The 24,060-nt window shown below is 73.5% G+C and carries 23 protein-coding genes and 1 pseudogene; 16 read left to right on the forward strand and 8 right to left on the reverse strand.

Annotated features, from left to right (window positions below; all coding sequences use genetic code 11):
* Positions 1-2: 2 nt before the first annotated feature.
* The 3 genes from O7599_RS23780 to O7599_RS23790 all read left to right on the forward strand — a co-directional run bounded on the left by O7599_RS23780 (position 3) and on the right by O7599_RS23790 (position 4,837).
* Positions 3-368: an SH3 domain-containing protein gene (locus tag O7599_RS23780; RefSeq protein WP_281617639.1), complete on the forward strand. Its 366-nt coding sequence runs from the start codon at positions 3-5 to the stop codon at positions 366-368.
* Positions 369-661: 293 nt separating this feature from the next.
* Positions 662-3,703 (forward strand): BTAD domain-containing putative transcriptional regulator, encoded by a 3,042-nt coding sequence (locus O7599_RS23785; protein WP_281617640.1) that lies wholly within the window; start codon positions 662-664, stop codon positions 3,701-3,703.
* A 150-nt stretch (positions 3,704-3,853) separates the two neighbouring features.
* On the forward strand, positions 3,854-4,837 hold the full coding sequence (locus O7599_RS23790) for an aldo/keto reductase (RefSeq protein ID WP_281617641.1): 984 nt from the start codon (positions 3,854-3,856) through the stop codon (positions 4,835-4,837).
* 21 nt (positions 4,838-4,858) lie between these two features.
* Here O7599_RS23790 and O7599_RS23795 read toward each other — a convergent pair whose 3' ends face one another.
* A complete protein-coding gene (locus tag O7599_RS23795) occupies positions 4,859-5,551 on the reverse strand; it encodes a bifunctional DNA primase/polymerase (RefSeq protein WP_281617642.1) in 693 nt (230 codons plus the stop codon).
* Positions 5,552-5,744: 193 nt separating this feature from the next.
* Between O7599_RS23795 and O7599_RS23800 the strand changes: the two genes are divergently transcribed.
* The 4 genes from O7599_RS23800 (at position 5,745) to purU (ending at position 10,408) form a co-directional block, all read left to right on the forward strand.
* Positions 5,745-7,397, forward strand: a complete 1,653-nt coding sequence (locus tag O7599_RS23800) for a transcriptional regulator (RefSeq protein WP_281617643.1) — start codon at positions 5,745-5,747, stop codon at positions 7,395-7,397.
* A gap of 39 nt (positions 7,398-7,436) precedes the next feature.
* A complete protein-coding gene (locus O7599_RS23805; RefSeq protein ID WP_281617644.1) occupies positions 7,437-9,011 on the forward strand; it encodes a hypothetical protein in 1,575 nt (524 codons plus the stop codon).
* An 89-nt stretch (positions 9,012-9,100) separates the two neighbouring features.
* Positions 9,101-9,538, forward strand: a complete 438-nt coding sequence (locus tag O7599_RS23810) for a hypothetical protein (protein ID WP_281617645.1) — start codon at positions 9,101-9,103, stop codon at positions 9,536-9,538.
* Between the two features lie 21 nt (positions 9,539-9,559).
* Positions 9,560-10,408 carry a formyltetrahydrofolate deformylase gene (purU, locus tag O7599_RS23815; protein ID WP_281617646.1) on the forward strand — a complete coding sequence of 283 codons (849 nt, stop codon included), beginning with the start codon at positions 9,560-9,562 and terminating at the stop codon, positions 10,406-10,408.
* Between the two features lie 12 nt (positions 10,409-10,420).
* Here the strand turns inward: purU and O7599_RS23820 are convergent, their stop codons facing one another.
* On the reverse strand, positions 10,421-11,602 hold the full coding sequence (locus O7599_RS23820) for a zf-HC2 domain-containing protein (protein WP_281617647.1): 1,182 nt from the start codon (positions 11,600-11,602) through the stop codon (positions 10,421-10,423).
* Positions 11,599-12,174 carry a sigma-70 family RNA polymerase sigma factor gene (locus O7599_RS23825; RefSeq protein ID WP_281617648.1) on the reverse strand — a complete coding sequence of 192 codons (576 nt, stop codon included), beginning with the start codon at positions 12,172-12,174 and terminating at the stop codon, positions 11,599-11,601. Before O7599_RS23825 ends, O7599_RS23820 begins: the two co-directional genes overlap by 4 nt.
* 317 nt (positions 12,175-12,491) lie before the next feature.
* Here O7599_RS23825 and O7599_RS23830 point away from each other — a divergent pair, with 317 nt between their 5' ends.
* Positions 12,492-12,908 carry an STAS domain-containing protein gene (locus O7599_RS23830; RefSeq protein WP_281623489.1) on the forward strand — a complete coding sequence of 139 codons (417 nt, stop codon included), beginning with the start codon at positions 12,492-12,494 and terminating at the stop codon, positions 12,906-12,908.
* Positions 12,909-13,039: 131 nt separating this feature from the next.
* Here the strand turns inward: O7599_RS23830 and O7599_RS23835 are convergent, their stop codons facing one another.
* Complete coding sequence (locus O7599_RS23835; protein WP_281617649.1) at positions 13,040-13,591, reverse strand: hypothetical protein; 552 nt, start codon at positions 13,589-13,591, stop codon at positions 13,040-13,042.
* Positions 13,588-13,899, reverse strand: coding sequence for a helix-turn-helix transcriptional regulator (locus tag O7599_RS23840; protein ID WP_281617650.1), 312 nt, complete (start codon positions 13,897-13,899; stop codon positions 13,588-13,590). The genes O7599_RS23835 and O7599_RS23840 overlap by 4 nt, the downstream gene beginning before the upstream one ends.
* 426 nt (positions 13,900-14,325) lie before the next feature.
* Here O7599_RS23840 and O7599_RS23845 point away from each other — a divergent pair, with 426 nt between their 5' ends.
* Positions 14,326-14,826, forward strand: coding sequence for an ATP-binding protein (locus O7599_RS23845; RefSeq protein ID WP_281617651.1), 501 nt, complete (start codon positions 14,326-14,328; stop codon positions 14,824-14,826).
* A 339-nt stretch (positions 14,827-15,165) separates the two neighbouring features.
* Positions 15,166-16,059, forward strand: a complete 894-nt coding sequence (locus O7599_RS23850) for an NAD(P)H-dependent oxidoreductase (protein ID WP_281617652.1) — start codon at positions 15,166-15,168, stop codon at positions 16,057-16,059.
* 136 nt (positions 16,060-16,195) lie between these two features.
* On the opposite strand, the gene O7599_RS23855 is transcribed toward O7599_RS23850, so the two are convergent.
* Complete coding sequence (locus O7599_RS23855; RefSeq protein WP_281617653.1) at positions 16,196-17,254, reverse strand: helix-turn-helix domain-containing protein; 1,059 nt, start codon at positions 17,252-17,254, stop codon at positions 16,196-16,198.
* 193 nt (positions 17,255-17,447) lie between these two features.
* On the opposite strand from O7599_RS23855, the gene O7599_RS23860 reads away from it, so the two are divergent.
* Positions 17,448-18,704, forward strand: a complete 1,257-nt coding sequence (locus O7599_RS23860; RefSeq protein WP_281623490.1) for an MFS transporter — start codon at positions 17,448-17,450, stop codon at positions 18,702-18,704.
* An 80-nt stretch (positions 18,705-18,784) separates the two neighbouring features.
* Here O7599_RS23860 and O7599_RS23865 read toward each other — a convergent pair whose 3' ends face one another.
* Together O7599_RS23865 and O7599_RS23870 are read right to left on the reverse strand one after the other, a co-directional pair.
* Positions 18,785-19,093, reverse strand: a complete 309-nt coding sequence (locus O7599_RS23865; RefSeq protein ID WP_281617654.1) for an NIPSNAP family protein — start codon at positions 19,091-19,093, stop codon at positions 18,785-18,787.
* Between the two features lie 172 nt (positions 19,094-19,265).
* Positions 19,266-19,649 carry an ATP-binding protein gene (locus O7599_RS23870; protein WP_281617655.1) on the reverse strand — a complete coding sequence of 128 codons (384 nt, stop codon included), beginning with the start codon at positions 19,647-19,649 and terminating at the stop codon, positions 19,266-19,268.
* A gap of 180 nt (positions 19,650-19,829) precedes the next feature.
* Between O7599_RS23870 and O7599_RS23875 the strand changes: the two genes are divergently transcribed.
* The 5 genes and pseudogenes from O7599_RS23875 to O7599_RS23895 all read left to right on the forward strand — a co-directional run bounded on the left by O7599_RS23875 (position 19,830) and on the right by O7599_RS23895 (position 23,923).
* A complete protein-coding gene (locus O7599_RS23875; RefSeq protein WP_281617656.1) occupies positions 19,830-20,666 on the forward strand; it encodes a helix-turn-helix transcriptional regulator in 837 nt (278 codons plus the stop codon).
* Positions 20,663-20,908, forward strand: coding sequence for a DUF397 domain-containing protein (locus O7599_RS23880; protein WP_281617657.1), 246 nt, complete (start codon positions 20,663-20,665; stop codon positions 20,906-20,908). Before O7599_RS23875 ends, O7599_RS23880 begins: the two co-directional genes overlap by 4 nt.
* Before the next feature lie 123 nt (positions 20,909-21,031).
* Positions 21,032-21,652, forward strand: a pseudogene (locus O7599_RS23885) (SAM-dependent methyltransferase).
* A 278-nt stretch (positions 21,653-21,930) separates the two neighbouring features.
* Positions 21,931-22,713 (forward strand): XRE family transcriptional regulator, encoded by a 783-nt coding sequence (locus tag O7599_RS23890; RefSeq protein WP_281617658.1) that lies wholly within the window; start codon positions 21,931-21,933, stop codon positions 22,711-22,713.
* Positions 22,714-22,729: 16 nt separating this feature from the next.
* Positions 22,730-23,923, forward strand: coding sequence for a M20/M25/M40 family metallo-hydrolase (locus tag O7599_RS23895; RefSeq protein ID WP_281617659.1), 1,194 nt, complete (start codon positions 22,730-22,732; stop codon positions 23,921-23,923).
* Positions 23,924-24,060 lie beyond the last annotated feature (137 nt).

The following is a 24,060-nucleotide window of genomic DNA, read 5'->3' on the forward strand; positions in this document are numbered from 1 at the left end:
CTGTGCTGAAGAGAACGAAGACTGCCGTCGCGCTCGCCGCGGGAGCCATGGCGCTGGGAGTGCTGGGCGCGGCTCCCGTGGCGGCCACCACGACGACGGGCCACGCGCCCTCGATGAAGACCTGGGACGACTGGCGCCACGAGCAGCGCGGCGTGGTGATCGCCAAGCCCGGCGTCCTGATCCGCGAGCAGCCCACCACCGCCTCCCGCCAGAAGGGCTTCATCCCGCGCGGTGAGATCGTCTGGATCGACTGCAAGGTCGAAGGCCAGGACGTATTCGGTAACTCCCTCTGGTACAAGATCAAGTCCCACAACGGCTTCGTCGCCGCGCGCTGGGTCAAGAACGTGGACCACATCCCGTTCTGCTGACCGCGCGGACGCTGCCCGTACCGTGTGGGCCGCCGGAGCCGCACCGCCGAGCGCGGGGCGGCTCCGGCGGCCCTGCCGCGCGCTGGCGGCCCGCACGGCGGGCACACGCTGCACGGCCGCGGTGACGAGGTCGTGACGAGGCAGTCACCTGCCTGGGCTCGACCCCCAAAAGGGCCTTCGGTAACGTCAGGTGGGCAAGTACGGGGACGCCGCCCAGCGGCCTGCGCACGAAGGGCGCGCGCCGGGGGGGTCGCGGTCCGCGCCGCGCCGACCGGGAGGGCTCAGGACCAGCGATGGCACGCAGCAGCGCGAACAGGACTCCGGTACCGGTACGCATCCGGCGCAGGACCTTCGGCGACGTCCTGAGGGCGTTCTTCGCCTTCCTCGCGCTCGTGGTGCTGGTCGTCGGCGTACCGGGCGCGCTGGCCTACTTCGTCGGCTGGCCGCTGCCCGACTCCGCGCCCACCCTCAGCATGCTCAACGAGGACGTGACCGCCGACGTCTTCGTCAAGGTCTTCGCGGTCGTCGTCTGGCTGGCCTGGGCGCAGTTCGCCGCCTGCGTGCTCGTCGAGGCCAAGGCCGCCGTCTCCGGCATGGGCATGCCGGGACGGGTGCCCGGCTCCGGCGCCAGCCAGGCGCTCGCCCGCCAGCTCGTCGCCGCCGTGCTGCTGCTCACCGCCAGCGCCGCCAGCTTCGCGCCGGGCCTGTCCCAGCTCGGCGAGCAGCTCGACCAGCACAAGCAGCCGCCCGTCGCCGCCGCCCAGCAGACCCCGGGCCAGCAGGTCGACACCAGGCCCGCGGTGGACGTCGAGACCCCCGGGGGCCAGGGCGCCGGCGGCGAGGTCCACAAGGACACCCGCGAACAGGCCGAGCGGGACACGAAGTTCTACCGCATCCAGCCGCCCGAGGGCCGCCACCACGACTCGCTGTGGGAGATCGCCGAACGGCACCTGGGCGATGGCCGCCGCTACGGCGAGATCTACCAGCTCAACAAGGACCGCATCCAGCCCGACGGCTCCAAGCTCAGCCAGGCCAGCCTCATCCGCCCCGGCTGGATCATGGAGATGCCGGCCGACGCCCACGGCGGCGACCTGGTCGAGATGCCCGAGGACCGCGACGAGGTGTCGAAGTCCGAGGCCGCGCAGATCGACGAGTACGACAAGTCCAGCCCCACGCTCGACGAGCGCGGCAAGGGCGGCGACGACGGGCACGCCACCTCCGGCCGCGGCGAGCGCCTCGTGCCCGACACCCCGGCCGTCGACCGCGACGCCGGCGACCGGACCGGCGGGCAGTCGGTCCAGCAGATACCCACCCGCGAGAGCGACGGCGACGACGCCGGTGCGGACCACGGCGACCGGGTGGCGCCCGAGGTGCACGGCGACGGCGGCGGCATCGGGCTGCCGGAGGTGCTCATCGCCGCGCCGCTGCTCGCCGCCGGCGTGCTCGGCGCGCTGAGCCGGCGCCGCCGGCAGGCGCTGTGGCAGGCGGCGTTCCAGACCGGCGGCGCGGGCCGTACGGGCGCGGAGCCCACCGGGCGCGCCGCGCTCGCCCGCGACGCGCTGCTCGTGGGCGCCGACCCCGGCGGCGTGCGCTTCCTCGACCGCGCCCTGCGCGGCCTGTCCGCCTCGCTGACCGAGGCCGCCCGCCCGCTGCCCACGATCTACGCCGCCTGGCTGACCGAGGGCGACCTGTACCTGCAACTGGCCGGCGTGGCGGGCGAGCCGCCCGCCCCGTGGCGTACCGGCCAGGACCAGACGTTCTGGCGCATCGACCGCGCCGACGTGGAGAGCTATCCGCAGCCCGAGGAGGCCGACGACGCCGCGGCCCCGTACCCCGGTCTCGCCAGCCTCGGCACCCGCGAGGAGGCCCGGCTGCTGCTGAACCTGGAGGCCGTCCCCGGCATCGCCGCCGTCAAGGGCGCCCCCGCGGACCGGCTCGCCGTGCTGTCGTCGATCGCCGCGGAGCTGGCCACCAACGGGTGGTCGGACCGGATGTCGGTGACCGTCGTCGGCTTCGGCGCGCGGCTGACGGAGCTGGCGCCGACGCGCGTGCGCTACCTGGAGGACGTGCCGGCGCTCATCGAGGTCATGGAGGCCGAGTCCGCCCAGCGCGCCAACGCCCTCGGCAACGCCGGCCACGACAGCGTGCTCACCGGCCGCGCGGGACACGCGGGCCGTACGCAGTGGGCGCCGCACCTCGTCCTCGTCGCCGTCGAGCCCACCGCCGCCGAGGCCGACCAACTCGCCCACCTCGCCGGCGGCTCCTCGCGGCTGGGCATCGGCTACCTCGTCGGCACCGGCCAGGAGGAACTGGCCGGCGCCTCCTGGGAGTTCGAGATCACCCGCGACGGGCGGCTGCGCGCCCCGCTGCTGGGCCTGGAGCTGGCCGCACAGCGGCTGCCGCAGGAGCAGCACGACGCGCTGGTGGACCTCTTCTCGCAGGTGGAGGTCGAGGGGGCGGCGACGAGCGGCACGGACGGGCGCGGGATCTCCGTCACGCGCGCGGCGGGCGAGGTGGGCTTCACCGTGGACCTGTCGGAGCAGGGGCGGCCGGCGGTGTACGCGCGGCTGCTCGGTTCGTACGAGATCATGGGCCTGGCCGAGCCGGACGGCGAGCGCAGCCCGCTGCTCCGGGAGGCGCTGGCGCTGCTGCTGTTCCACCGCGAGGGCGTGCACCCGCAGGTGCTCGCCGCGGCGCTGTGGCCGCGCGGCGTGACGGACGACGTGCGCGACGCCTTCGTCGAGCGGCTGGTGGACTGGCTGGGCCGCGACCCCTCCGGAGCGGCACGGCTCGCGCCGGACGCGGACGGGCGGCTGGCGCTGTCCAGGTCGGTGGTCTCCGACTGGGACGTGCTGCGCACGCTGCACCTCGAAGCGACCGACCCCACCCGGCAGTCGAGCCCCCAGACGCGGGAGCGGCTGCTCAACGACGCGCTGGCGCTGGCCGCGGGCCCGCTGCTCGCGGACCGGCCGCAGGGGCGGTACGGCTGGCTGTCCAACGAGATCGTGGAGGCCCAACTGCCGCTGCTCGTCGCCGACGCGGGCCTGGCGCTCTCCGCGCTGCGCCGCGAGTCGGGGCAGGCGGACGGCGCGGTCGCCGCCGTGCAGGCGGCACTGGTCGTCGCGCCGGCGGACGAGCGGCTGTGGAACGAACTGCTGCGCGCGGTGCACGCCACCGGCGAGACCGCCCGCCTCCAGGCCACCGCCTCCGACCTCCTCGACCGCTCCGCGGCCCTGCACGGAGCCCGCGGCCTGCCGCCGCGAACGGAGGCGCTGCTGGACGAGTTGCTGCCGGGCTGGCGCGCCCACGCGGGGACGGCGGGCGCGGCGAGCTGAGCGCGGCCCCGTCCGGCGGGCCGCGGCGTGCGCCGTGCGCCGTGCGCCGTGCGCCGCGCCCGGGTCCGGCGCGGCGTCGACGTGACCTTCGGGCCGTCCGACCGCGTAGGGTGCGGCGGGAGCCGGCCCGTACCGCGAAGGAGTCACCGCATGCGTACCCGCATACTCGGCCGGACCGGGGTCGAAGTCACCGAACTCGGCTTCGGCGGCGGCCCGCTGGGCGGCCTGTTCGAGCCGCTGGACGACGCCACCGCGGCGCAGGCCCTGGCCGCGGCGTGGGACGGCGGGATCCGCTACTTCGACACCTCGCCGCACTACGGCATCGGCCACTCCGAGCGCCGCCTCGGCGACCTGCTGCGCGCCAAGCCGCGGACGGGGTTCACGCTGTCGACGAAGGTCGGCCGGCTGCTCGTGCCCCAGGATCCGGCCGGCCGCATGGACGAGGCGTTCGCCGTGCCGGCCACGCATCGCCGGGTGTGGGACTTCTCCCGCGACGGCATCCGGCGCAGCGTCGAGGACTCCCTCGCTCGCATGGGCGTGGACCGGATCGACGTGCTGTATCTGCACGACGCCGAGGAGCACTTCGAGGCCGCGCTGCGCGACGGCTACCCGGCGCTCGCCGAGCTGCGCGCCGAGGGCGTGGTCGGCGCGGTCGGCGCGGGGATGTACGACCCCGGCAAGCTGACCCGCCTGGTGCGCGAGACCGACGTGGACGTCGTGATGCTCTCCGGCCGGTACACCCTGCTGGACCACAGCGCTCTGGACGAGCTGCTGCCCGCCTGTGCGGAGCGCGGGGTCTCGGTCCTCGCGGCCTCCGTCTTCAACTCCGGGCTGCTGGCGACCGACCGGCCCGAGCCGGGAGCCCGCTTCGACTACGCGCCCGCCGCGCCCGAGCTGCTGCGGCGGGCGCACCGGATCGCGGACATGTGCGAGGCGCACGGGGTGACCGCGCCGCAGGCGGCCATGGCCTTCCCGCTGCTGCACCCCGTCGTCGCCGGCGTCGTGGTGGGCATGCGCAGCGCGGACGAGGTGCGGCGCAACCTCGCCGCGTTCGGCGCGGAGATCCCGGCACAGGTGTGGGCCGACCTGCGGACGGCGGGCCTGCTGGACGAGCGGGCCCCCACCGCCCCGTAGCGCCGCCCCGCACCCGCGGGGCTACCGCCGCCGCGCGGCTATCCGCTCCCGGCCGCACGCGTACGCCAGCGTGCTGATCAGGTCGGCCACGTCCGGCAGCCACGTGTTCGACACCGTGGGCCGCCGCACCCACTGCACCGAGCCACTCGTCCCGAACCGCGTCGGCGGTGCCGCCACCCAGCCGCCCTCGCCCCGTACGCCGAGGTCCAGGGCCGCCGGCGAGACGTAGCCCAGCGCGTGCAGCCCCTCCAGCACCTTCGCCGTGGCGCCCGGCAGCACGAAGAAATGAATCCGCCGGTCCGGCGTCGCCGCCACCGGCCCCGGCTCCGTGCGCTCCCGCTCCAGCCGCGCCAGCGCCAGGCACCCGGCGTCCTCCGCCACGTCCACGACGTCGAACGCCCGCCCGGTGGGCAGCAGGACGGCCGCCCGCGGGTGCTTCGCCCACATGCGGCGCACGGTGGTGGGGCCGGACGTGGCCGCCGCCTGCCAGTCGCGCCGCGCGGGGTGCGCGCCCGGCGCGCGGCACGCCGCGTCGCCGCAGGAGCACCGCTGTGCGCCGGCCCCGTCCCCGGTCTCGGTCCATGTGCCCGGCACGACGTCCCAGTGCTGGTCCTCCGCGTACCGCAGGGCTGCGGACAGCAGTTCTTCGCTCCGATCGTGCGAGTTCTCCTGTCGGGGTACGTGCGTCGCCTCTGCTCCCGGGGTCTCGTTCACGAACGGCTCAACTCCAGCCGTGAGCAGGGGTTACGGGCCCTCGCCGGCTTCGCGCGAAGCAACGTTCCGGCAGTGGGGCGCACGGATGCGCGGATGGGGAGCATGGCGTTTTCCGCTGATTTTGCGGGAAATGATCGTCCTGGCGGTTCCGTCAGGAGCCGGCCGAGCACGGCCCCCTGAGGGAGGACTACCCATGGCCGCCAGGCCAATCGAGGCACGCACGCCGAACGTACGACTTCAGGTGGTGATCGAAGAGGCCGGCTGCTCCAACGCGGGGCTGGCCCGCCGCGTCAACATGTGCGGCCGCGAACACGGCCTCGACCTGCGCTACGACAAGACCTCCGTGGCCCGCTGGCTGCGCGGCCAGCGCCCCCGCGGCCAGGCGCCCGCGATGATCGCCGAGGCGCTGGGCCGCAAGCTCGGCCGCGCGGTCACCCTGGACGAGGTCGGCATGGCCGACTCCCGGCACTCCGGCACCGCGCTGGGCCTCATCTACGCCCCGACCGTCACCGCCGCCGTGGAGCAGGTCAGCGAGCTGTGGCGCGCCGATGTGGGCCGGCGCGAGGTGCTGACCCGCGCGACCCCCGTGGCCTCCGCGCTCGTCGAGCCCAGCCGCGACTGGCTGATCAGCGCGCCGGGGCCGCCGCTCGCCCGGACCTCGGGCCGGCTCGTCACCCGCTCCGACGTGACCGCCGTACGGGAGACGACCGCCACCCTCGCCGCCCTCGACCGCCGGTACGGCAGCGGCCACTACCGGCCGGTGACCGTGCACTACCTCAACTCCGTCGTCTCCGGCCTGCTCTCCGGCCGCTACGACGACGCGGTCGGCCGCGAACTCCTCGCCGCCGCCGCCCGGATGACCGAGCTGGCCGGCGGCATGGCCGCCGACACGGGCCTGCCGGGCGTCGCCCAGCGCTACTACGTCCAGGCCCTGCGCCTCGCCGACGCGGCCGGCGACCGCGCCTTCGGCGGCTACGTCCTGGCCGCCGGCATGAGCCGGCTGGCCGCCGCGCTGGGCAACCACCGGGAGGTCGTCCAACTGGCCCGTACCGCGCGCGAGGGCACGCGCGACCGCGTGCCGCCGCGCGCCGAGGCGCTGTTCAGCGCCGCCGAGGCGCGCGGCGCGGCGGGACTCGGCGACGAGGCGGCGTTCCGCGAGGCGGCGGCGCGGGCCCTGGCCGCGCTGGAGCAGGCGGAGTCGAGCGGGACGCGCGGGGGGAGCGCGACGGCCGGGGCGGGCGGGGCGGGGAGGGCGGCCGGGATGAGCGCGACGGGCGGGGCGAGTACGACCGTGGGCGCGGGTGCGACGGGCGGTGCGGGTGCGACAGGCAGTGCGAGTACGGCGGGTGCGACGGGCGGTGCGGGTGCGACAGGCAGTGCGAGTACGGCGGGTGCGGCGGGCGGTGCGGGTGCGGCGGGCGGTGCGCGGGATCCCGGGCGCGACCCGGCGCGCGGGCGCGAACCCGCGTGGCTGGCCCGCTTCGGCCGCCCCGCGCTCGCCTACGAACTGGCCTGCAGCCTGCTCGAACTGGGCCGGTACGAGGCCGCCCAGCGGCGCGCGGAGGAGGCGCTCGCCGGACTGCCGGAGTCGTCGGCGCGGCTGCGCTGCCTCGCGCTCGTCGCGCTGGGGCGGGCGCAGTGCGGGCGGCGCGAGCCTGCTCAGGCGTGCCGTACGGGCGCGCGGGCGCTGCGGATGCTCGACGGGCTCGCCTCGGGCCGGGCGGCGGCCGAACTGGCGCGGCTGGCGCGGGGCCTGGAGCCGTACGAGGCGGAGCCGGCGGTGCGGGAGTTCGCCGCCCGGTGCCATGGGCTGGGCTCTTGGCTCACCGTGGCACCGAGCAGGTAGTGTCCGGACGGTCAGAGTCCGTACCCATGAGGAGTCCCGTTGACCCACAACGGACACGGCAGCGAGCCGGACGGCGCCGGGCCGCCCCCGGGCGGCGAGCCGTGGTGGGCTGCACAGGATCCGTCCCCGTCCCCGGCCGCGGCACCCGCGGAGACCGAGGACGAGTCGACGCAGCAGATACGTCACCTCGGCAACCGCCCGGAGCGCCCGCGGCCGCAGGGCGCCCCGCCGGCCGACCCGCAGCAGCCCTGGCCGCTCCCGGCCACCCCGGGAGCGCCGGGAGCCGCGGGCCCGGCCGGCGGCCCCCCGGCCGGTACGGGCCGGCCCCAGCCGTCGTACGGCGGCCCCCCGCACCAGCCGCCGGCCGGCCCGCCCCCGGGCGCGGCGGACGACGCGGCCGCGACCCAGCTCATCCCCCCGGTGTCCGCCGCACCGCAGCAGAGACCCGGGGACGACGCCGACGCCACCCAGCTCATCCCGCCGCTCCCCGGCCCGTACGAGGCCGCGGGGCCCGGCTACGACCCGCAGGCCGCCGGCCGGCAGCCGCCCCCGCACCCCGGCGCCGCGCCCGCGCAGCCCCCGGCGCAGCCGCCGTACACCCCGCCGTCCTTCGAGGACGACTCCCCGCGGCCGGCCCGGCACGCGGCACCGGTGCACACGCAGTTCGAGGGCCTCTTCCGCGACGCGCCCGGCGGACCGGGCGCCCCCGGCGGAGCCGGGGCACCCGGCGGCGACCCCGGCGCCACGCAGAAGCTCCCCCCGGTCCTCCGTCCCGGCGGCGGCCCCCCGCCCGCGTACGCCGCCCAGCAGCCCGGCGTCCGGCAGCCCGCCCCGCACGGCCCCGGCGCCCACGGCCCCGGTCCCCACGGCTCCGCCGCCCACCCCGGCGGCCCGCCCCCGGGCCCGTACGGCAACGGCCCCGGCGGCCCGGGCGGCCGCTACTACGACGAGGGCGACGACCACCGCGGCGGCATCCCCCGCTGGGCGGCCATCGCCATCGGCACCGCCGCCTGCGCCGCCGTCGGCATCACCGCCGGCTGGCTCCTCAGCAGCGGCGACGGCGGCGGCGACACCGCCAGCGGCGCCACGCCGAGCGCCAGCGCCAGCGAGGACCCCGGCGGCGACGGCAAGGACGACGGCGGCGGCGGCGACAAGCCGGTCAAGGACGACCCCGCCGAGTCGCAGGCCGAGGATCTGGACGCGCTGCTCGCCGAGAGCAACGACAGCCGCGACGCGGTCATCAGCTCGGTGGAGAACATCCGCCAGTGCAAGGCGCTCGGCAAGGCCGCCAAGGACCTCCGCGACGCGGCCGGCCAGCGCCGCGACCTCGTCGACCGGCTCGCGGACCTGAGCGTCGACAAGCTCCCGTCGCACCAGGACCTGACCCGCTCGCTCACCGACGCCTGGAACGCCAGCGCCTCCGCCGACGACCACTACGCGAACTGGGCGGACGCCGCCAAGCGCGGCAGGGGCTGCGGCGGCGGCGGGAACCACCTGTCGGCGGGCAACCGCGCCAGCGGCGACGCCACCACCGCCAAGGAGGAGGCCGCCGGACTCTGGAACCCGATCGCCGACGAGTACGGCCTCACGCAACGCCAGGCGACGCAACTGTGAGCCCCGCGGACGGCGCGGGAGGCGACGGCGGCGGTCCCGTCGGTGAAAGGGCTTCCCGCCGCGACCGCCGTTACTCCACCATGGAGTCCATGCCCATCAACGACATGCCGTGGTGGCGCTGGCGCGCCAATGTGCGCTCCGCGCTGCACATGCTCTCCGACCCCGGTTTCCAGCAGGAGTACTGGATGGCGGGGACGGCGGGGTACGGGGACGTCACCGACGCCGTCTACCGCCTGGTCGAGGACACCTGGCTGGACAACTGGTCGGCGGAGAAGTACGTGGGGACGATCTTCCGCGACTCCCGCGAGGCCGCGCTCGTCGACGTCGCCGTCCTGCGCGTGCTGCGGATCATGCACCAGGTCGGCGCCGACTCGCCGTTCTCCGCGTACCTGGAGAACCACGCCTGGCCCGAGGCCGTGCGCGCGGCGCGCGAGGCGCACGTACGGCTCGCGGAGAACGACGGCGACGACCCCGACGCGCCGCCGCGCTCCCTCGAAGTGCTGGCGATCATGACCGGTGCCGCCTGACGGGTGTGGGATCGTAGGCCCATGAGCGAGTACGTACTGACGCTGTCCTGCCCGGACAAAAAGGGCATCGTGCATGCAGTCTCCAGTTACCTCTTCATGACGGACTGCAACATCGAGGACAGCCAGCAGTACGGCGACCCCACCACCGGCCTGTTCTTCATGCGGGTGCACTTCTCCGCCGAGGCGCAGGCAAACGTCGAGAAGCTGAGGGCCAGCTTCGCGGCGGTGGCGGAGTCGTGGGGGATGGACTGGCAGATCCACGAGCAGGGCACCCGGATGCGGGTGCTGCTCATGGTCAGCAAGTTCGGGCACTGCCTCAACGACCTGCTCTTCCGCGCGCGCACCGGCGCGCTGCCGGTGGAGATCGCGGCCGTCGTCTCCAACCACACCGACTTCGAGGAGCTGGTCGGCTCCTACGGCATCCCGTTCCACCACCTGCCGGTCACCAGGGACACCAAGCCGGAAGCGGAGCAGCGGCTGCTGGAGCTGGTCCGGGCCGAGGACGTGGAGCTGGTGGTGCTCGCGCGCTACATGCAGGTGATCTCCGACGACCTGTGCAAGCAACTGGAGGGGCGGATCATCAACATCCACCACTCCTTCCTGCCGAGCTTCAAGGGCGCGAAGCCGTACCACCAGGCGCACGCCCGCGGGGTCAAGCTGATCGGCGCCACCGCGCACTACGTGACGGCGGATCTGGACGAGGGCCCGATCATCGAGCAGGAGGTCGAACGGGTCGGGCACGAGGTGACGCCGGAGCAGTTGGTGGCCGTCGGCCGGGACGTGGAGTGCCAGGCGCTGGCGCGGGCGGTGAAGTGGCACAGCGAGCACCGGGTGCTGCTCAACGGCACGCGCACGGTCGTCTTCCCGTAGCCGGCGGCCGTCCTACAGCCGCGACAGCGACACCGTCGCGTACAGGAAGTCGTCCACGGCCTCCCGCTCCCCGTCGCGGCCCACCGCCGCCTCCTCCGGCGAGACGTGCCCCGCCGCCAGGCGGCAGAACTCCAGACCCTCCAGCGCCACATGGGCGACCGCCCGGTCCGGCTCCCCGACCGCCGCCGGCGAGTCCAGCGGGAGGTACCAGTTCCCGCCGCCCTTGCCCTCCACCTCCAGGTGCAGCGTCCGCCCCGGCGCCCCCGCCGCCACCAGCGTGCGCGGCGGTGCCGCGAGCCCGGAGCGGCGCCGGGCCGCCAGCGTCTGCGGGAGGAGCCGCGCCGCCAGGTCGATCATGAGGTGCATGTGCTCGGGCGTCGGCGGCACGTACGGGTAGTCGACGGCCTCCGCGATGTCCCAGGCGTGCATCCAGCACTCGAAGGCCCGGTCCAGGAAGGCGTCGCGCAGCGGCAGCGACACCCCGCCGCCGTACGGCACGGGCAGGTCGGCGACGCCGCCGCCGGCGAACCCTGCGGTCCTTATCAGCGCGTACGTCTGGTCCCGCCACTCGCCGCGCATCTTGCTCGCGTGCCTGCGCCGGAACTCCGGTGCGAGCGACTGCTGTTCCGCGTGCGAAGAACCGGCCGCCCGCCACAGCGTCTCGGTGCGCTCGGCGGGTGAGGAGACCGTGCGCGGCTGCGTCTCGTCGGCGGGCGCGTCCGCGGCCAGCGGATCGGGGAGGCCGAGCGTGAGGGCCAGCAGCCCGTCGACGGCCAGGAGATGGCCGATGACGCCGGCCACCGAGGTCTCGCGTACCGACGGGCGGTCGTCGTCGTACCACGTGAGCTGAACCGGAGCTCCCCAGTCGGCCTCGCCCATGTCGTCCAGCAGCGCGTCGAGCCGGGCCGCCTCGGCGTCGTACGGCACCGACCAGCCCGGCATCGGGATGCCCGGCATCCGCCGCGTCAGACACAGCTCCAGCACCCGGCTGCGCAGGCCCGCGTCCACGTCGAGGTTGTCGTGCGGGTGCAGGAGGCGTACGGCATCGCGCAGCCGGAGCGCCTCGTCGGCGCAGGGCGCGCAGTCGGTCAAGTGCGCCTCCACGGCGGCCGTTTCCTCGGGTGCGCAGGCCGACAGCGCCCAGGCGCCGAGGAGGGACTTCAGCCGGCGGTGGTCGTAGGGGCCCATGATCATGCGGGCCGCCCGGCCTCGGTGTGCGCGGTGGCGAGCATCTGCAGCCCGAGGCGGAGCCGGCGGCGGGCCTCCTCGGCGGAGACGCCGAGTTCGGCGGCGGTCTGGCGGTAGTCGCGGCGCTTGAAGTACGCCAGCTCCAGCGCGGCGCGCAGCGGTTCCGGCATGGACGTGACGATGTAGTCGGCGCGGGCGGCGGCGGAGACGGCGCGGATGCGCTCCTCGCTGTCCTCGATCTCGCCGGCCGCGCCGGCCTGGATCACGGCCCAGCGCAGCCGCCGCACGGCGTGCTTGTGCGCGAGACCGGCGAGGAACGAACGGAGTTGGCCGCGCTTCGGGTCGTACGCGTCCGGGTGCTGCCACACGTACGAGAACACCTCGGACAGCACGCCGCTCGCCTCCTCCTCGTCCTCCAGCACGCGCAGCGCGAGGCCGTAGACGAGGGGCGCGAAGCGGTCGTAGAGCTCACTCAGCGCCGCGGCCTCGCCGCGCGCCAGCCGCTGCTGCATCTTGCGGTTCCAGCGGGGCGGCACGGCGCCCTCTCCGGTGCCGTGCGGTCCGGTGCCGTGCGCCATGCGCTCCCCATCCGTCGCCCGCCCCTGGTTACCGGTGTCAACGAATGTAGCGCCGGGGAGTGGGGGCGTACGCCCTCGGAGCGTTATCTGTACCGCATGACGTGCAACAGAAGGCAACGAATTGCCAACGGTTATCCAGTGCTGACCGGAATGCGGGGGACGTGTGGGGCGATTGCGCATAGGGTCGGTGTTTCATCTTGTGTGCTGTGGGCACAGCAGGTGACACGTGCAACACAGCAGATGACGGGTATACGGAACGGACGGGCGAGCGGGCGCGACAGGCTGACAGGCGACGGAAGGACAGCGACCGGGTGTCTTTGCTGCAGGTGACCACCGACAACCGAGGCGACTGGTACGTCCTGTGGGTCTGCGGCGAGCTGGACCTGGTCACCTCGCCCCGCGTACGGCAGCACGTGCACGACGCCGTCGCCGAGGGCCGCCGCCGTCTCGTCCTCGACCTCTCCGCGGTCCGCTTCTGCGACTCCAGCGGCGTCGGCGTGCTCATCGCCGCGCGCCGCCTGCTGAGTTCCTGCGGCGGCGAGTTCCGCCTGATCCTGCCGGCGGAGGGCGGCGCGGGGGCCGCCGGTGCGACCGGGGGCGTCTCGCGAAGCGCGATCTCCGACGGGGCGCACGTCAACCGGGTGCTCGCGGCGCTGGGCGTACGGCGGCTGTTCGCGGTCTACGCGGACGTGGACGACGCGACGAGCGGCACGGCGGAGCCGCTGTCGGCATAGCGGCGGGGGACGCGGGCCGCGCCGCCCGCCCCGCGGCCCCGGGCCGGGCCCGTGGCGTACGGACCACGCCCCGGCCACGTCAGGCCCGGAGGAGCCCCGCCCCACCGGCTCTCACCCGCTCTCACCCGCTCTCACCCGTCCTCGGATTCCTCCGCCGGCTCGTCCCGCGCCTGCAGCCCGGCGACCCACAGCGGCATCAGCCAGACCGCCGCCAGCGCGTACACCAGCACCCACACCCCCGGCACCCCCGGCAGCCCGTCCGCGCCCGCCGCCTCGCCGAGCACGAACACCGCCGCCGCCAGAGCCAGCAGCGCCGTCGCCGCCCGGTGGGCCACGGCCCGCGCGCGGTCGCGGTCGGCGAGCTGCCGCTCGTCCAGCATCCGCGTCCGCAGCTCCAGCAGGCCGCGCGTGCCGCCGTTCAGGAAGCCGGTGGCGACCATCCACGGCACCAGCAGGACCGCCAACGGCGCGATGAGCCAGGCGTCGTCGAGGGCGTACAGCAGGGTGACGGACGCCAGCGTCGCGCCCGTGAGCGCCACGTGCGCGGCGACGACCGCGCGGCGCCGTGCGGCGGTGGCGAACACCGGGCGCCCGGCGGGGTCGTTCATGAGCCGGAACATCGCGCGGTCGTGCTTCGTGGCCTGCTTCGTCCCTCCGAAGGCGGGCCGGGTGGGCTGGGTCATCGCGTTCCCCTGTCTGCACGGTTGTCTGCGCTGCTGCCTGTGCTGCTGTCTGCGCTGTCCCGCCTGTCGGCCGGCCCGTACAGCTCGTCGCTGAGCGGGCGGAACGGCCGGAGGGCGAACAGCACTTCCACCGGCAGCTCGAAGTACTCCGCTATGCGCAGAGCGAGGTCGAGGCTCGGGTTGTACTGCCCGCGCTCGATGTGCCCGATCGTCTGGTAGTGCGCGCCGACGGCCTCGGCCAACTGCTTCCGCGACACGCTCCGCTCTGCGCGGATCACCGCCAGTCTGTTGTGCACCTGCTCGCTCATGTATAAGAAGTTATACATCGATGCCGGCCCGCGCAAGGGGAGGCATCCGGCGATTCGACTACGGAGAGTGCCGAAACTGGGCAGAGCCCCAACACGCTTGGGCGAACTGTTCCGTTACGCAGCGAAGTCGGCCCCGACTCCACTACCCTTCCTCGGGTGCGAGTTGTCATGCGGCGACACGGACCCGCGGCCCGCGAAAAGGTGGCCGCGGCGGTGCGGACTTGCCGGACTCGTACAAGGTCACAGCAGCACGAGTGGTCGACGCCAGACCGGCGTTCGACCGTCTGGCGCGAGCGTCGCACAGTATGCCGCAAGCGCACTCTTTCGCGCTGGGATATGCCCGAAGCGCTTGTTGTCGTGACGCTACGTCAATCATCCTGGACGGCAGAGAGATCACGCAGCGTGATCCCGAGGATGGTGTGAGCGGTGCAGACCCTGCAGGTACAGCTCAAGGTGTGGCCCGACCCCGTCGAGGTCGGCCGGGCCAGGCGGTGGACGCGGGCGCGGCTGGCGTGGACCGGGGTGACGGCCGACGAGCCGTACGCCGAGTCGCTGGTGATGCTCGTCTCGGAGCTCGTCACCAACGCCGTCGTGCACACCGACCGCCCCGCGGAGCTCCGCCTGGCCCTCCCCGCGTCGCCCGCGGACTGCGGCCCGTACCGCGTGGAGGTCGTCGACTCCTGCGCCGCCCCGCCGCGGCAGCGGCGCGCGCAGGAGTACGAGACGCACGGCCGCGGGCTGGAGCTGGTCGATGCCATCGCCGACCGCTGGGGGTGGCAGGCGGAAGGATTCGGCAAGGTCATCTGGTGCGAGATCGACCGCGCTTGCGCCTTCGCCCAGCCCACGGGGGAGCGCGCGGACGGCGCGGACGGCGCATTGTTCGCGGGCGCACACGAACACGCACGCGCCGGCACGAACAGCACGTGACACCTCCGGTACGGAACAGGTGTTGACGAGCCGTACGGGGCTGATCACCCTTGTGGGCAGCGATTCGTCGTGAGGGGACGCCGAGGGCCGCCGGCCGGTCGGACGCCCTTGGCGAAGGCGGGTCGCGCATCCGGCGCTCGTCCCCATCCGCCGATGCCGGGTGGCGGTTCGCCGTGCAGGGCTCGGGGTTGCACGGGCGCACCGCCACTCGACCCTCTCTGTCCGCGCGGGTGATCCCGGGGGCGTCGGCGCCGCCCCCGCGGGGCTCGTGGCGCGATTCTTGCGAATGATGGCGATCCGGCTCTCGTCGTCGGCCCGCGGCGGCGCCAGGCTCGAAGCATGAACATTCTCTGGCTCTTCGCCCACCCCGAACACCGCTCCCTCAACGCCGCACTCCGCGACGACGGCATCCGCGCGCTGCGCGCCGCCGGGCACGAGGTCCGGCAGAGCGATCTGTACGCCATGGGCTTCAAGGCCGTGCTCGACGCGGACGACTACGCCGACAGCGACTACGCCGACAGCGGTCGCTTCCTTGTCGGCGACGCTCAGGAGGACGCCTGGCGGGCCGGGGAGGTCAGCCCCGACATCGCGGCCGAGCACGAGAAGCTGGCGTGGGCGGACGCGCTGGTCGTGCACTTCCCGCTGTGGTGGTTCGGGCCGCCGGCGATCCTCAAGGGCTGGTTCGACCGGGTGCTCGTGCAGGGGCTCGCGTCCAAGGTGAAGGACGCGGACGGCAGGACGCGCCGCTACGGGGACGGGGGCCTGGCCGGGAAGCGCGCGCTGGTGGTCACCTCGGTCGGCGCCCGCGCGGCGAGCTTCGGCCCCCGCGGCATCCACGGCCACATCGACGAGGTGCTGTGGCCGCTGCACCACGGCACGTTCTTCTACACGGGCATGGCACCGCTGCCGCCCTTCGTCGTCTACGGCGCGGACCGCCTCACGCGGGACGCGTACCCGCCGGTGGCGGCGGCGCTGCGCGAGCGGCTGCACGGACTGTGGACGACGGCCCCGCTGCCGTACCGGACGGAGCGGGGCGGGGACTACGACGACGGGCTGGAGCTGCGGCCGGAACTGGCACCGGGCGAAAGGGGCTTGGGCATCCACAGCGCACAGCCGGCCCACCCGCACCCGACGACCACGCCCGCCCCCACCTCCCCACACACCCGCCCAAGGGTAGGCCGCTGCGCTGACAACTCCGGGGCACCGCAGGAGGCGGCCGGACGCACACGGTGAGGCCCGGGCGGACCAGGCGCAGCAGGGGAAACAGCCCGCGGCCCACCTCCCCGCACACCCACCCAAGGGTAGGCAGCCCCACTGACAAGCCCGCCCCGCCGACAAGGCGGCCCCGCAAACCGCGGGCGCCCCCGCCTCACGCCGCGGCCCCGCCGCCCTCCGCACGGAAGGTGCGCCGGTACGCGCTGGGTGACACGCCCAGCGCCGCCTGCATGTGCTGCCGCAGCGACGCCGCCGTCCCGAACCCCGCGTCCGCCGCGATCCGGTCCACCGCCAGGTCCGTGTCCTCCAGCAACTGCCGCGCCCGCTCCACGCGCTGCACCGTCAGCCACTGCCCCGGGCTCATCCCCACCTCGTCCCGGAACCGCCGCGTGAACGTCCGCACCGACATCGACTCGCACGCCGCCAGGTCCCGCAGCGCCAGCGGCTCGTGCAGCCGCGTCAGCGCCCACGCCCGCGCCCTCGCGGTCGTCGACACCGCCGGCTCCGGCACCGGCCGCCGGACGAACTGCGCCTGCCCGCCGTCCCGGTGCGGCGGCACGACCGTGCGCCGCGCCACGTCGTTGGCCACGGCGGAGCCGTGGTCGCGCCGGACCATGTGCAGGCACAGGTCGACCCCGGAGGCCACCCCGGCGGACGTCAGCACGTCACCGTCGTCCACGTACAACACGTCGGGGTCGAAGCGCACCTTCGGGAACAGCGCCCGGAACCGGTCGCCCGCCGTCCAGTGCGTAGTCGCCGGCCGCCCGTCGAGCAGCCCGGCGGAGGCGAGCACGAACGCCCCGGTGCAGATCGACGCGAGCCGCGTCCCCGGCCGCACGTACGCCAGCGCGCCCGCCAGGTCCGCCGGCAACCGCCCGTGCGTGTACGCCTCGTCCGCCTCGTGCGACGCGGGCACGAGCACCGTACGGGCCTGGGCCAGCGCCTCCGGCCCGTGCCGGACGTTGACGCTCACGTCCGCGTCCGTACGCACCTCACCCGGCTCGACCGTGCAGGTCACGACCTCGTACAACGGCTCTCCCGCCGCACTGCGGGCCCGGCCGAAGAGGCGGTGCACGATGCCCAGTTCGATGGGCAGCATCCCGTGCCGTACGAAGACGGCGACGGGGTGCCGCTCCGGATGCCGGAACGCAGGCACCGGGGCGGCGTCCGGCGGGTCGGCGTCCGGTGGGGCGGGGTGGCGGCCGAAACTCATGGCCCAATCCTTGCACACCTTGGCCCTCGGGCCACTGGTCCGTGCAGGAGCCCCGGGCCACCCTCGATGAGTGACGCAGCCACCCCCGCCCTCCGCCGAGACCCGGTCCGAACCGCACGATCAGCCCCCGGCCCGGACCGCAGCCGACGCCCCCGGCAAGCACCCGCGCAAGCACCCCACCCGCCGCCCCGCCCTGCGGCGCCCGCACCGCGCCTGGTTCGTCGCGGCGGTGACCTTCGTGACCGTCGTGGCCGCCGCCTCCTTCGTCGCGCTCCCCGGGCTGCTGATCGGCCCCCTCCACGACGAGTTCGGCTGGTCCCGCGGCACGATCGGCCTCGCCGCCTCGGTCAACCTCACGCTGTACGGCGTCACCGCCCCCTTCGCCGCCGCGCTCATGGACCGCTTCGGCATACGCCGCGTGGTGGCCGCGGCGCTCGTGATGATCGCCACGGGTGCCCTCCTGAGCCACTGGATGACGGCGAGCTGGCAACTGATCCTCTACTGGGGCCTGCTCATCGGCCTCGGCACCGGCTCCATGGCCCTGGCCTTCTCCGCCACCGTCACCGACCGCTGGTTCGTCAAACACCGCGGCCTGGTCACCGGCCTGCTCACCGCCGCCACGGCCTCCGGGCAACTCGTCTTCCTCCCCCTGCTGTCCTGGGTCGTGGAGACCCACGGCTGGCGACCGGCCACGGTGACCGTCGCGCTGGTCTCCGCCGCCGCCATCCCGTTCGTCTGGCTCCTCCTCCGCGACCACCCCGCCGACGTCGGCCTCGCCCCCTACGGCTCCGCCGAGTTCGTCCCCAAGCCCCCGCCCCGGCGCGGCGCGGCGGGACGCGCCCTGCACGTCCTGCGCGACGCCTCGCGCAGCGGCACGTTCTGGCTGCTCTGCGGCGCGTTCGCGATCTGCGGCGCGTCCACGAACGGCATCATCCGCACCCACTTCGTGCCCTCCGCCCACGACCACGGCATGGCCATGACCGCGGCCGCCTCGCTCCTCGCGGTCGTCGGCATCTTCGACATCATCGGCACGATCGCCAGCGGCTGGCTCACCGACCGCTACGACGCCCGCCGGCTGCTCGCCGTCTACTACGGGCTCCGCGGCCTGAGCCTGATGTTCCTGCCGCTGCTGCTCGCCCCGTCGATCCACCCGCCGATGATCTTCTTCATCGTCTTCTACGGCCTCGACTGGGTCGCCACCGTCCCCCCGACGCTCGCGCTCTGCCGCGAGCACTTCGGCGAGGACAGCGCGATCGTCTTCGGCTGGGTCCTCGCCTCCCACCAGATCGGCGCGGCGCTGGTCGCCTGGCTCGGCGGCGTGGCGCGCGACGTGACGGGCTCGTACGACACGGTCTGGCTGGCGTCGGGCGGCCTGTGCGCGCTGGCGGCGATGATGTCGCTGGTGGTGAGGCGCGTACCCCCCGAGGAGAAGGTGCAGGCGGCGGCGTAGGACCTACCGGACCCTCGCCGAACGGATGCCCACACAGCCGATACACCCATCCCTCCATGTAGGGCGAGATCGGACCGGAATCACCACTCCAGGTCGACCGTCTCGACCGAGCGGTCATCTGTGTGCACCAGATACTCGTCTGGGTCGAGGTTCATTGCATTGCGTTCCGGCGAGGCCCAGTAGAGCGCGTTCCGTTCGGCGAACGTCTCGGGGCCGTCATACGAGATGAGCCAGACGAACTGGTTACGCTCCCGGTCCGCCCAGGCGCCACCGATGGTGAAACCCAGCCTCCGGCGCAGCGGCACGATCTCCGCACGCCACCGCTCCACCCACTCATCGAGCATCCCCTCCCTGACGGTGTAGGTGCGAAGCTGAGTGGTCTTGGGCATCCGAGTCCTCCTGAATCGCAGCTCCTGGACCGCGGCGTACAGGTCGCGGAGGGGCCAGAGCGATGCTGCGCCACAGATCCAGAACACCGAGGAGGCGGCGCAGTCGGCCTTTATGACTGGTCGACTGCGCTGCCGCCCACGAAGCCTGCGGTTCCGGACCTGCTCGGACGCGTCAGGTATCAAGCTCGCACCACACGATCTTTCCCACGCCTTGCCGCTCGGCCACCCCCCACCGGGCCGCCATCGCCTCCACGAGCAGCAACCCCCGCCCGCACTCCTCCTCCACGTCGTACGGCCGGCCCCGCACCGGCACCCGCTCCCGCCGCGCGTCGGCCACCTCGATACGGATCACGCCGTCGACGCGGAGTCGCATCGCGAGGTGGAAGTCCCGCCCGGGGACCCGCCCGTGCAACACGGCGTTCGCACACAACTCCGCGACCACCGTCTCCACGGTCAGCGACACCTCGCCCCCGCGTGGAAACCCCCAGGTGCCGAGCCGCCGCACGGCAAGCAGACGAGCAAGGCGGGCGCCGCGGCGGCTGGACGTGAACTGCATCGCGAACGTCCGGGCGAGCGCGATTGGTTGTGCGCCAGGGGCGCGTTCCGGTTCTCGTGCAATCGTTGAGGGGTTCATGCGTCCCCACGGTGCCGCTGATGCGAATAGCCTGGCCAGGCGTACAGATCTTACGCACAGTGATGTATGGATCACGTACTGCAAGTGGGGAGGCGGTTCAGTATGGCGGAATCCAAGCGTCCGAGTCGACCGGTCGAGGGCGACGGGGCGGGGGTTCTCCGCGCTTTCGGTCGACAGCAGAAAATCCTCCGGGATCGAGCCGGTGTCACACAGCCGCAGTTGGCCGACCGGATCGGCTACAGCGAGTACATGGTCGGGGCGGTCGAGCAGGGGAGCAGGATCCCGCGGCCGGAGTACGTCGACCAGGCGGATGTGGCGCTCGACGCGGGCGGGCTGCTGAAGGTGATGAAGCCGGAGTTACTGCGGGTCAAGTATCCGGCGTTCTTCGAGGACTTCGCGGTCCTGGAGAAGGAGGCGGTGGAGCTGCACGCGTACGACTCGCAGGTTGTCTGGGGTCTGTTGCAGACCGAGGAGTACGCCCGCGCAGTCCTGGAGGCCCGCCGTCCAGCAGTACATGAGGACATCATCCAGCAGCGAGTCGCCGCCCGACTGGACCGACAGGCGGTCTTCGACCGCCAGCCCGCGCCCATTCTGAGCTTCGTACTCGAAGAGACCGTGCTGCGACGGCCGATCGGTGGAAAGGCCGTCCTGCGAAGCCAGTTGGAGCACCTGCTCCTGATCGGTCGGCGGCCGAACGTGGAGATCCAGGTCATGCCCACAGACCGCGAGGAGCATGCCGGGCTGGCAGGCCCGTTGACCTTGCTTGAGACCGAGGACCAGCGCAGGATTGCGTACGTCGAGGTGCAGGGCACCAGCCAACTGATCGTGGAGCGGAAAACGGTTCGTGAGATCGAGGCGCGGTACGGCATCATCCGGGCGCAGGCGCTGACGCCTCGCGAATCACTGGACTTCATCGAGAAGGTCTTGGGAGGGCTATGAGCACGCTGGCTTGGTTCAAGAGCAGCTACAGCGACAGCGAAGGCGGCAACTGCATCGAGGTCGCCCTCGACTGGCACAAGTCGTCCTACAGCGGCAGCGAAGGCGGCGCCTGCGTCGAGGTCGCCACCACCCCCACCACCATCCACGTCCGTGACTCCAAGGACCCCGAAGGCCCGGTGCTCACCTTCTCCGCCGACGCCTGGCAAGCCTTCACCGCCTACGCCGCCACCTCACCCCACTAACAGCAACCCACCCCTGCAACCGGGCCCTGCGTTCTGGCCCGGTTCAGGCGGTGCGGGGCGGGCCCACCAGCTCTTCCCGAGATCGTTGACATCGCCCGCCACACCCGCGCCTGGCTGGGCCGGGTGATCCGCTACCTGGCCGGCGAGGAGGGGGTCCGGCAGTTCCTGGACATCGGCACCGGGCCGCCGACCGTCGACAACACCCATGAGGTCGCCCAGCGGGTGGCGACTGAGTTACGGATCGTCTAGGTCGACAACGACCCCCTGGTCCTAGCCCACGCCCGCGCCCTGCTGACCTCCACCTCCGAGGGCGCCACCGACTACGTGGACGCCGATTTGCGTGCCCCTGAACACATCCTCGCTCAGGCCGCGAAGACGCTGGACTTCAGCCGGCGAGTAGCGATCACCATGCTGGGCGTCCTGCCGTTCGTCGGTGACGACGACCAGGCGCGGACGATCATCCAGACGTTGCTCGACGCCGTGCCGTCCGGCAGCTTCCTGGCCGTCTGCCACAGCACCACCGAGATCACCGGGGACCGCATGGCGGAGTCCGTGCGCCGCTGGAACGAAGCCGGCTCGGCCGTCTACCACCTGCGCACCCCGGAGCGGATCGCCTCCCTCTTCGACGGCCTGGAACTGCTGGAGCCCGGCGTGGTCACGCTGACGAAGTGGCGGCCCGAGCCCAACATCTTCGGCCAGGCACCTGACACGGACGAGTTCTGCGCAGTCGGCCGCATGCCCTAGCAACGGCTTGCTGCTCGGCGTCTCTACCGAGCCCGGCACCGTCGTGGGCCCTGTCGTTACCACATCGGATGGTGCGGTAGGCGTCGCGCCAGGCAGGCTGTTGGCGTAGGTGTCTGCCTGGGTTCGCCACAGAGTCGCATCCTTTCGTGGTCGAGCAGCGATTCGTGCCTGCCTTCCTCGGCGATCACGCCGCCGTCGAGACGGCCGGACCTTGTCTCGCTGAACCACCGCCAGCGGGGAAGACTGCACGTACACGCCGGCGAAATGAGGAGGGGGCGGTGCCCGTGGTCGCGGCCAACGGGGCGGATTCGGCGCTCAGGCGGGCCCGGGTGGCGCGGAACATGACGCTGGAGGAGGCGGCTGACGCCCTGAACGCAATTACCGGGGGCGCATCGGACGCGAGCCTGATGAGCGCGTGGGAGTCCGGTCGGCGCCGAACCGGCAAGCGGAATCGGGCAGGGCTGTGCCAGCTCTACCGGGAGCGCCCGGAGGTGCTGTTCGCCCATCAGGACGGCGCGGAGGCCACCAGCGTGCTGGAGTCCTCCGGCACCGCGGTGGTGGTCAAGGTGCTCACCCGCTGGACCGACTTGGTCGAGGCGATGGTGGACGTCGCCGCCGCGGCACGCGAGCACCTGGTCGTCACCGGCTCCCGGAGCCGGGAGAAGGCGTATCTGGCGGCGATTGAGACTGCCGTGGCCCAGCACCCGGACCTGTTGCACTACCGGGTGCTGTACGGTCCGCCGCGCCACCGTGTGCTGGCCGACCACCTGTTGCGGCTGCTGGAGCTGCGTGACCCGTCCGCTCGCCGCAACGGTGTCAAGACGCTGCGCATCGGGATGGTGGAGCAGGTTGAGGCGCTGGAGAGGTTCTTCGTCGCTTCCGAGACCGCTGCCGTGGCGCCGCTGCCGTCGTTCCATGGGGCCGAGGGCTTCGACTGCGGCGTGTTACTCGGCCGGGAGGCGGCAGTCGGGCTGGTCCACCATGGGCGGGAAGCGTGCGCGTCCGCGCGGCCGGTGGAGACGATCAAGGCCGTCCGCGCGTTGCCGGTACGGCACAGCTAATCGGGCGAGGAGTGGCGTGAGCGACAACCTTCAGCAGGTGGCCAAGGCCCGCGTGGCATCCGTGATCGGGCTGGCCCAGGAGCTGATCCGGCGCCCCAGTCGGGCCGGGATCGACGGCTACGGGCCAGTTCTGGGCGTGCTGGAGGACTGGCTCGCCGTCCGCAATTTGCCGCACCGTCGCCTGCGCGACCCGGCGGGTGAGCTGGTTGGGCTGTTGGTGGAGATCCCCGGCGGCCGACCGGGAAAGTGGTGGACGCTTGACGCGTGTGTCGATACCGCCCCCTATGGCGACGAGGCCGCCTGGTCGTTCCCGCCGGCCGCGGGTGACGTGGTGGACGGCTGGCTGCGGGGCCGGGGTGCGGCGGACTCCAAGCTGGCCGCCGCGGTGTTCTGCCACATTGCCGCCGACCTCGCCCCCCGGGCCGCCGAGTTCAGCGGCGGGCTTGCCGTGCTCCTGGACGTCGACGAGCACACCGGTGTTTTCGGCGGTGCGCGCGCCTATCTCGCCGACGAGGCCGCGCATCGTCCAGCCGGGGTGATGATCGGCTACCCGGGCCTGGAGGAGGTCGTGGTCGGTGGCCGGGGCCTGTGGCGGGCCACGGTGACCGTGTACGCGCCCTCCGGGCACTCGGGTTCCAGCAGGACCGTGGTCGGCGCGATCTCGCGGGCGGCGCATCTCGTGCAGCTCCTGGACGCGGCCGATCTGCCCGGTGTGGCTGGCGGCGGCGGGTTCCCGCTGCCTCCGAAGGTTTCGGTCACCGCGTTTCACGGCGGCGAGGGCTTCTCCGTCATTCCGGACCGGGTCGACCTCAACGTCGATGTGCGCACCACCCCGGGTTTCGACGCGCATGACGCGGAGACCCTCGTCCGCAAGACTGTCGCCGAACTTGACGCGGAGCTGCCCGCCCCGGCTCCCACCGAGGTCGCCCCCGTCGCTGTGTGGCCGCCTTTCCGCCTGGCTGAGGACGAGCAGCCCGCCGGAGCCCTGCTGAACGCTGCTGCGGCTGCCGGGCTGACGGTGCGGGCGAAGACCGCGGGCCCGTCGAACATCGGCAACCTGCTGGCCGGGGAGGGCATCCCGGCGACCGCCGGCTTCGGGGTGCCGTATGAAGGGCTGCACGGCATCGACGAACGTGCCCACCTCGACGAACTCCCCTCGGTGTATGCCGTCTACCACCAGAGCGTCCTTGACCTTCTCCAGGCGGGCTGACATCCCAAGCGCGTCCCAGGTTTCTCCCAGATCCACTCCCAGCAAGTCCCCATCTCCGTCTCTGGGAACGTGCCCTCGTCCGCGGTGACATAGAGGCAGCACCACCTCTACATCCACCGAGACAAGGGAGGCCGGTC

It is taken from the genome of Streptomyces sp. WMMC500 (assembly GCF_027497195.1).
Lineage (GTDB): Bacteria > Actinomycetota > Actinomycetes > Streptomycetales > Streptomycetaceae > Streptomyces.

What these genes read in the sequence shown, in the direction of transcription:
- O7599_RS23785 (WP_281617640.1), top strand. Translation starts at nt 662, where the DNA reads ATGGCACGCAGCAGCGCGAACAGGACTCCGGTACCGGTACGCATCCGG.
- O7599_RS23790 (WP_281617641.1), top strand. Translation starts at nt 3,854, where the DNA reads ATGCGTACCCGCATACTCGGCCGGACCGGGGTCGAAGTCACCGAACTC.
- O7599_RS23800 (WP_281617643.1), top strand. Translation starts at nt 5,745, where the DNA reads ATGGCCGCCAGGCCAATCGAGGCACGCACGCCGAACGTACGACTTCAG.
- O7599_RS23810 (WP_281617645.1), top strand. Translation starts at nt 9,101, where the DNA reads ATGCCCATCAACGACATGCCGTGGTGGCGCTGGCGCGCCAATGTGCGC.
- purU (WP_281617646.1), top strand. Translation starts at nt 9,560, where the DNA reads ATGAGCGAGTACGTACTGACGCTGTCCTGCCCGGACAAAAAGGGCATC.
- O7599_RS23820 (WP_281617647.1), bottom strand. Translation starts at nt 11,602, where the DNA reads ATGATCATGGGCCCCTACGACCACCGCCGGCTGAAGTCCCTCCTCGGC.
- O7599_RS23825 (WP_281617648.1), bottom strand. Translation starts at nt 12,174, where the DNA reads ATGGCGCACGGCACCGGACCGCACGGCACCGGAGAGGGCGCCGTGCCG.
- O7599_RS23835 (WP_281617649.1), bottom strand. Translation starts at nt 13,591, where the DNA reads ATGACCCAGCCCACCCGGCCCGCCTTCGGAGGGACGAAGCAGGCCACG.
- O7599_RS23840 (WP_281617650.1), bottom strand. Translation starts at nt 13,899, where the DNA reads ATGAGCGAGCAGGTGCACAACAGACTGGCGGTGATCCGCGCAGAGCGG.
- O7599_RS23850 (WP_281617652.1), top strand. Translation starts at nt 15,166, where the DNA reads ATGAACATTCTCTGGCTCTTCGCCCACCCCGAACACCGCTCCCTCAAC.
- O7599_RS23855 (WP_281617653.1), bottom strand. Translation starts at nt 17,254, where the DNA reads ATGAGTTTCGGCCGCCACCCCGCCCCACCGGACGCCGACCCGCCGGAC.
- O7599_RS23865 (WP_281617654.1), bottom strand. Translation starts at nt 19,093, where the DNA reads ATGCCCAAGACCACTCAGCTTCGCACCTACACCGTCAGGGAGGGGATG.
- O7599_RS23870 (WP_281617655.1), bottom strand. Translation starts at nt 19,649, where the DNA reads ATGCAGTTCACGTCCAGCCGCCGCGGCGCCCGCCTTGCTCGTCTGCTT.
- O7599_RS23875 (WP_281617656.1), top strand. Translation starts at nt 19,830, where the DNA reads ATGGCGGAATCCAAGCGTCCGAGTCGACCGGTCGAGGGCGACGGGGCG.
- O7599_RS23880 (WP_281617657.1), top strand. Translation starts at nt 20,663, where the DNA reads ATGAGCACGCTGGCTTGGTTCAAGAGCAGCTACAGCGACAGCGAAGGC.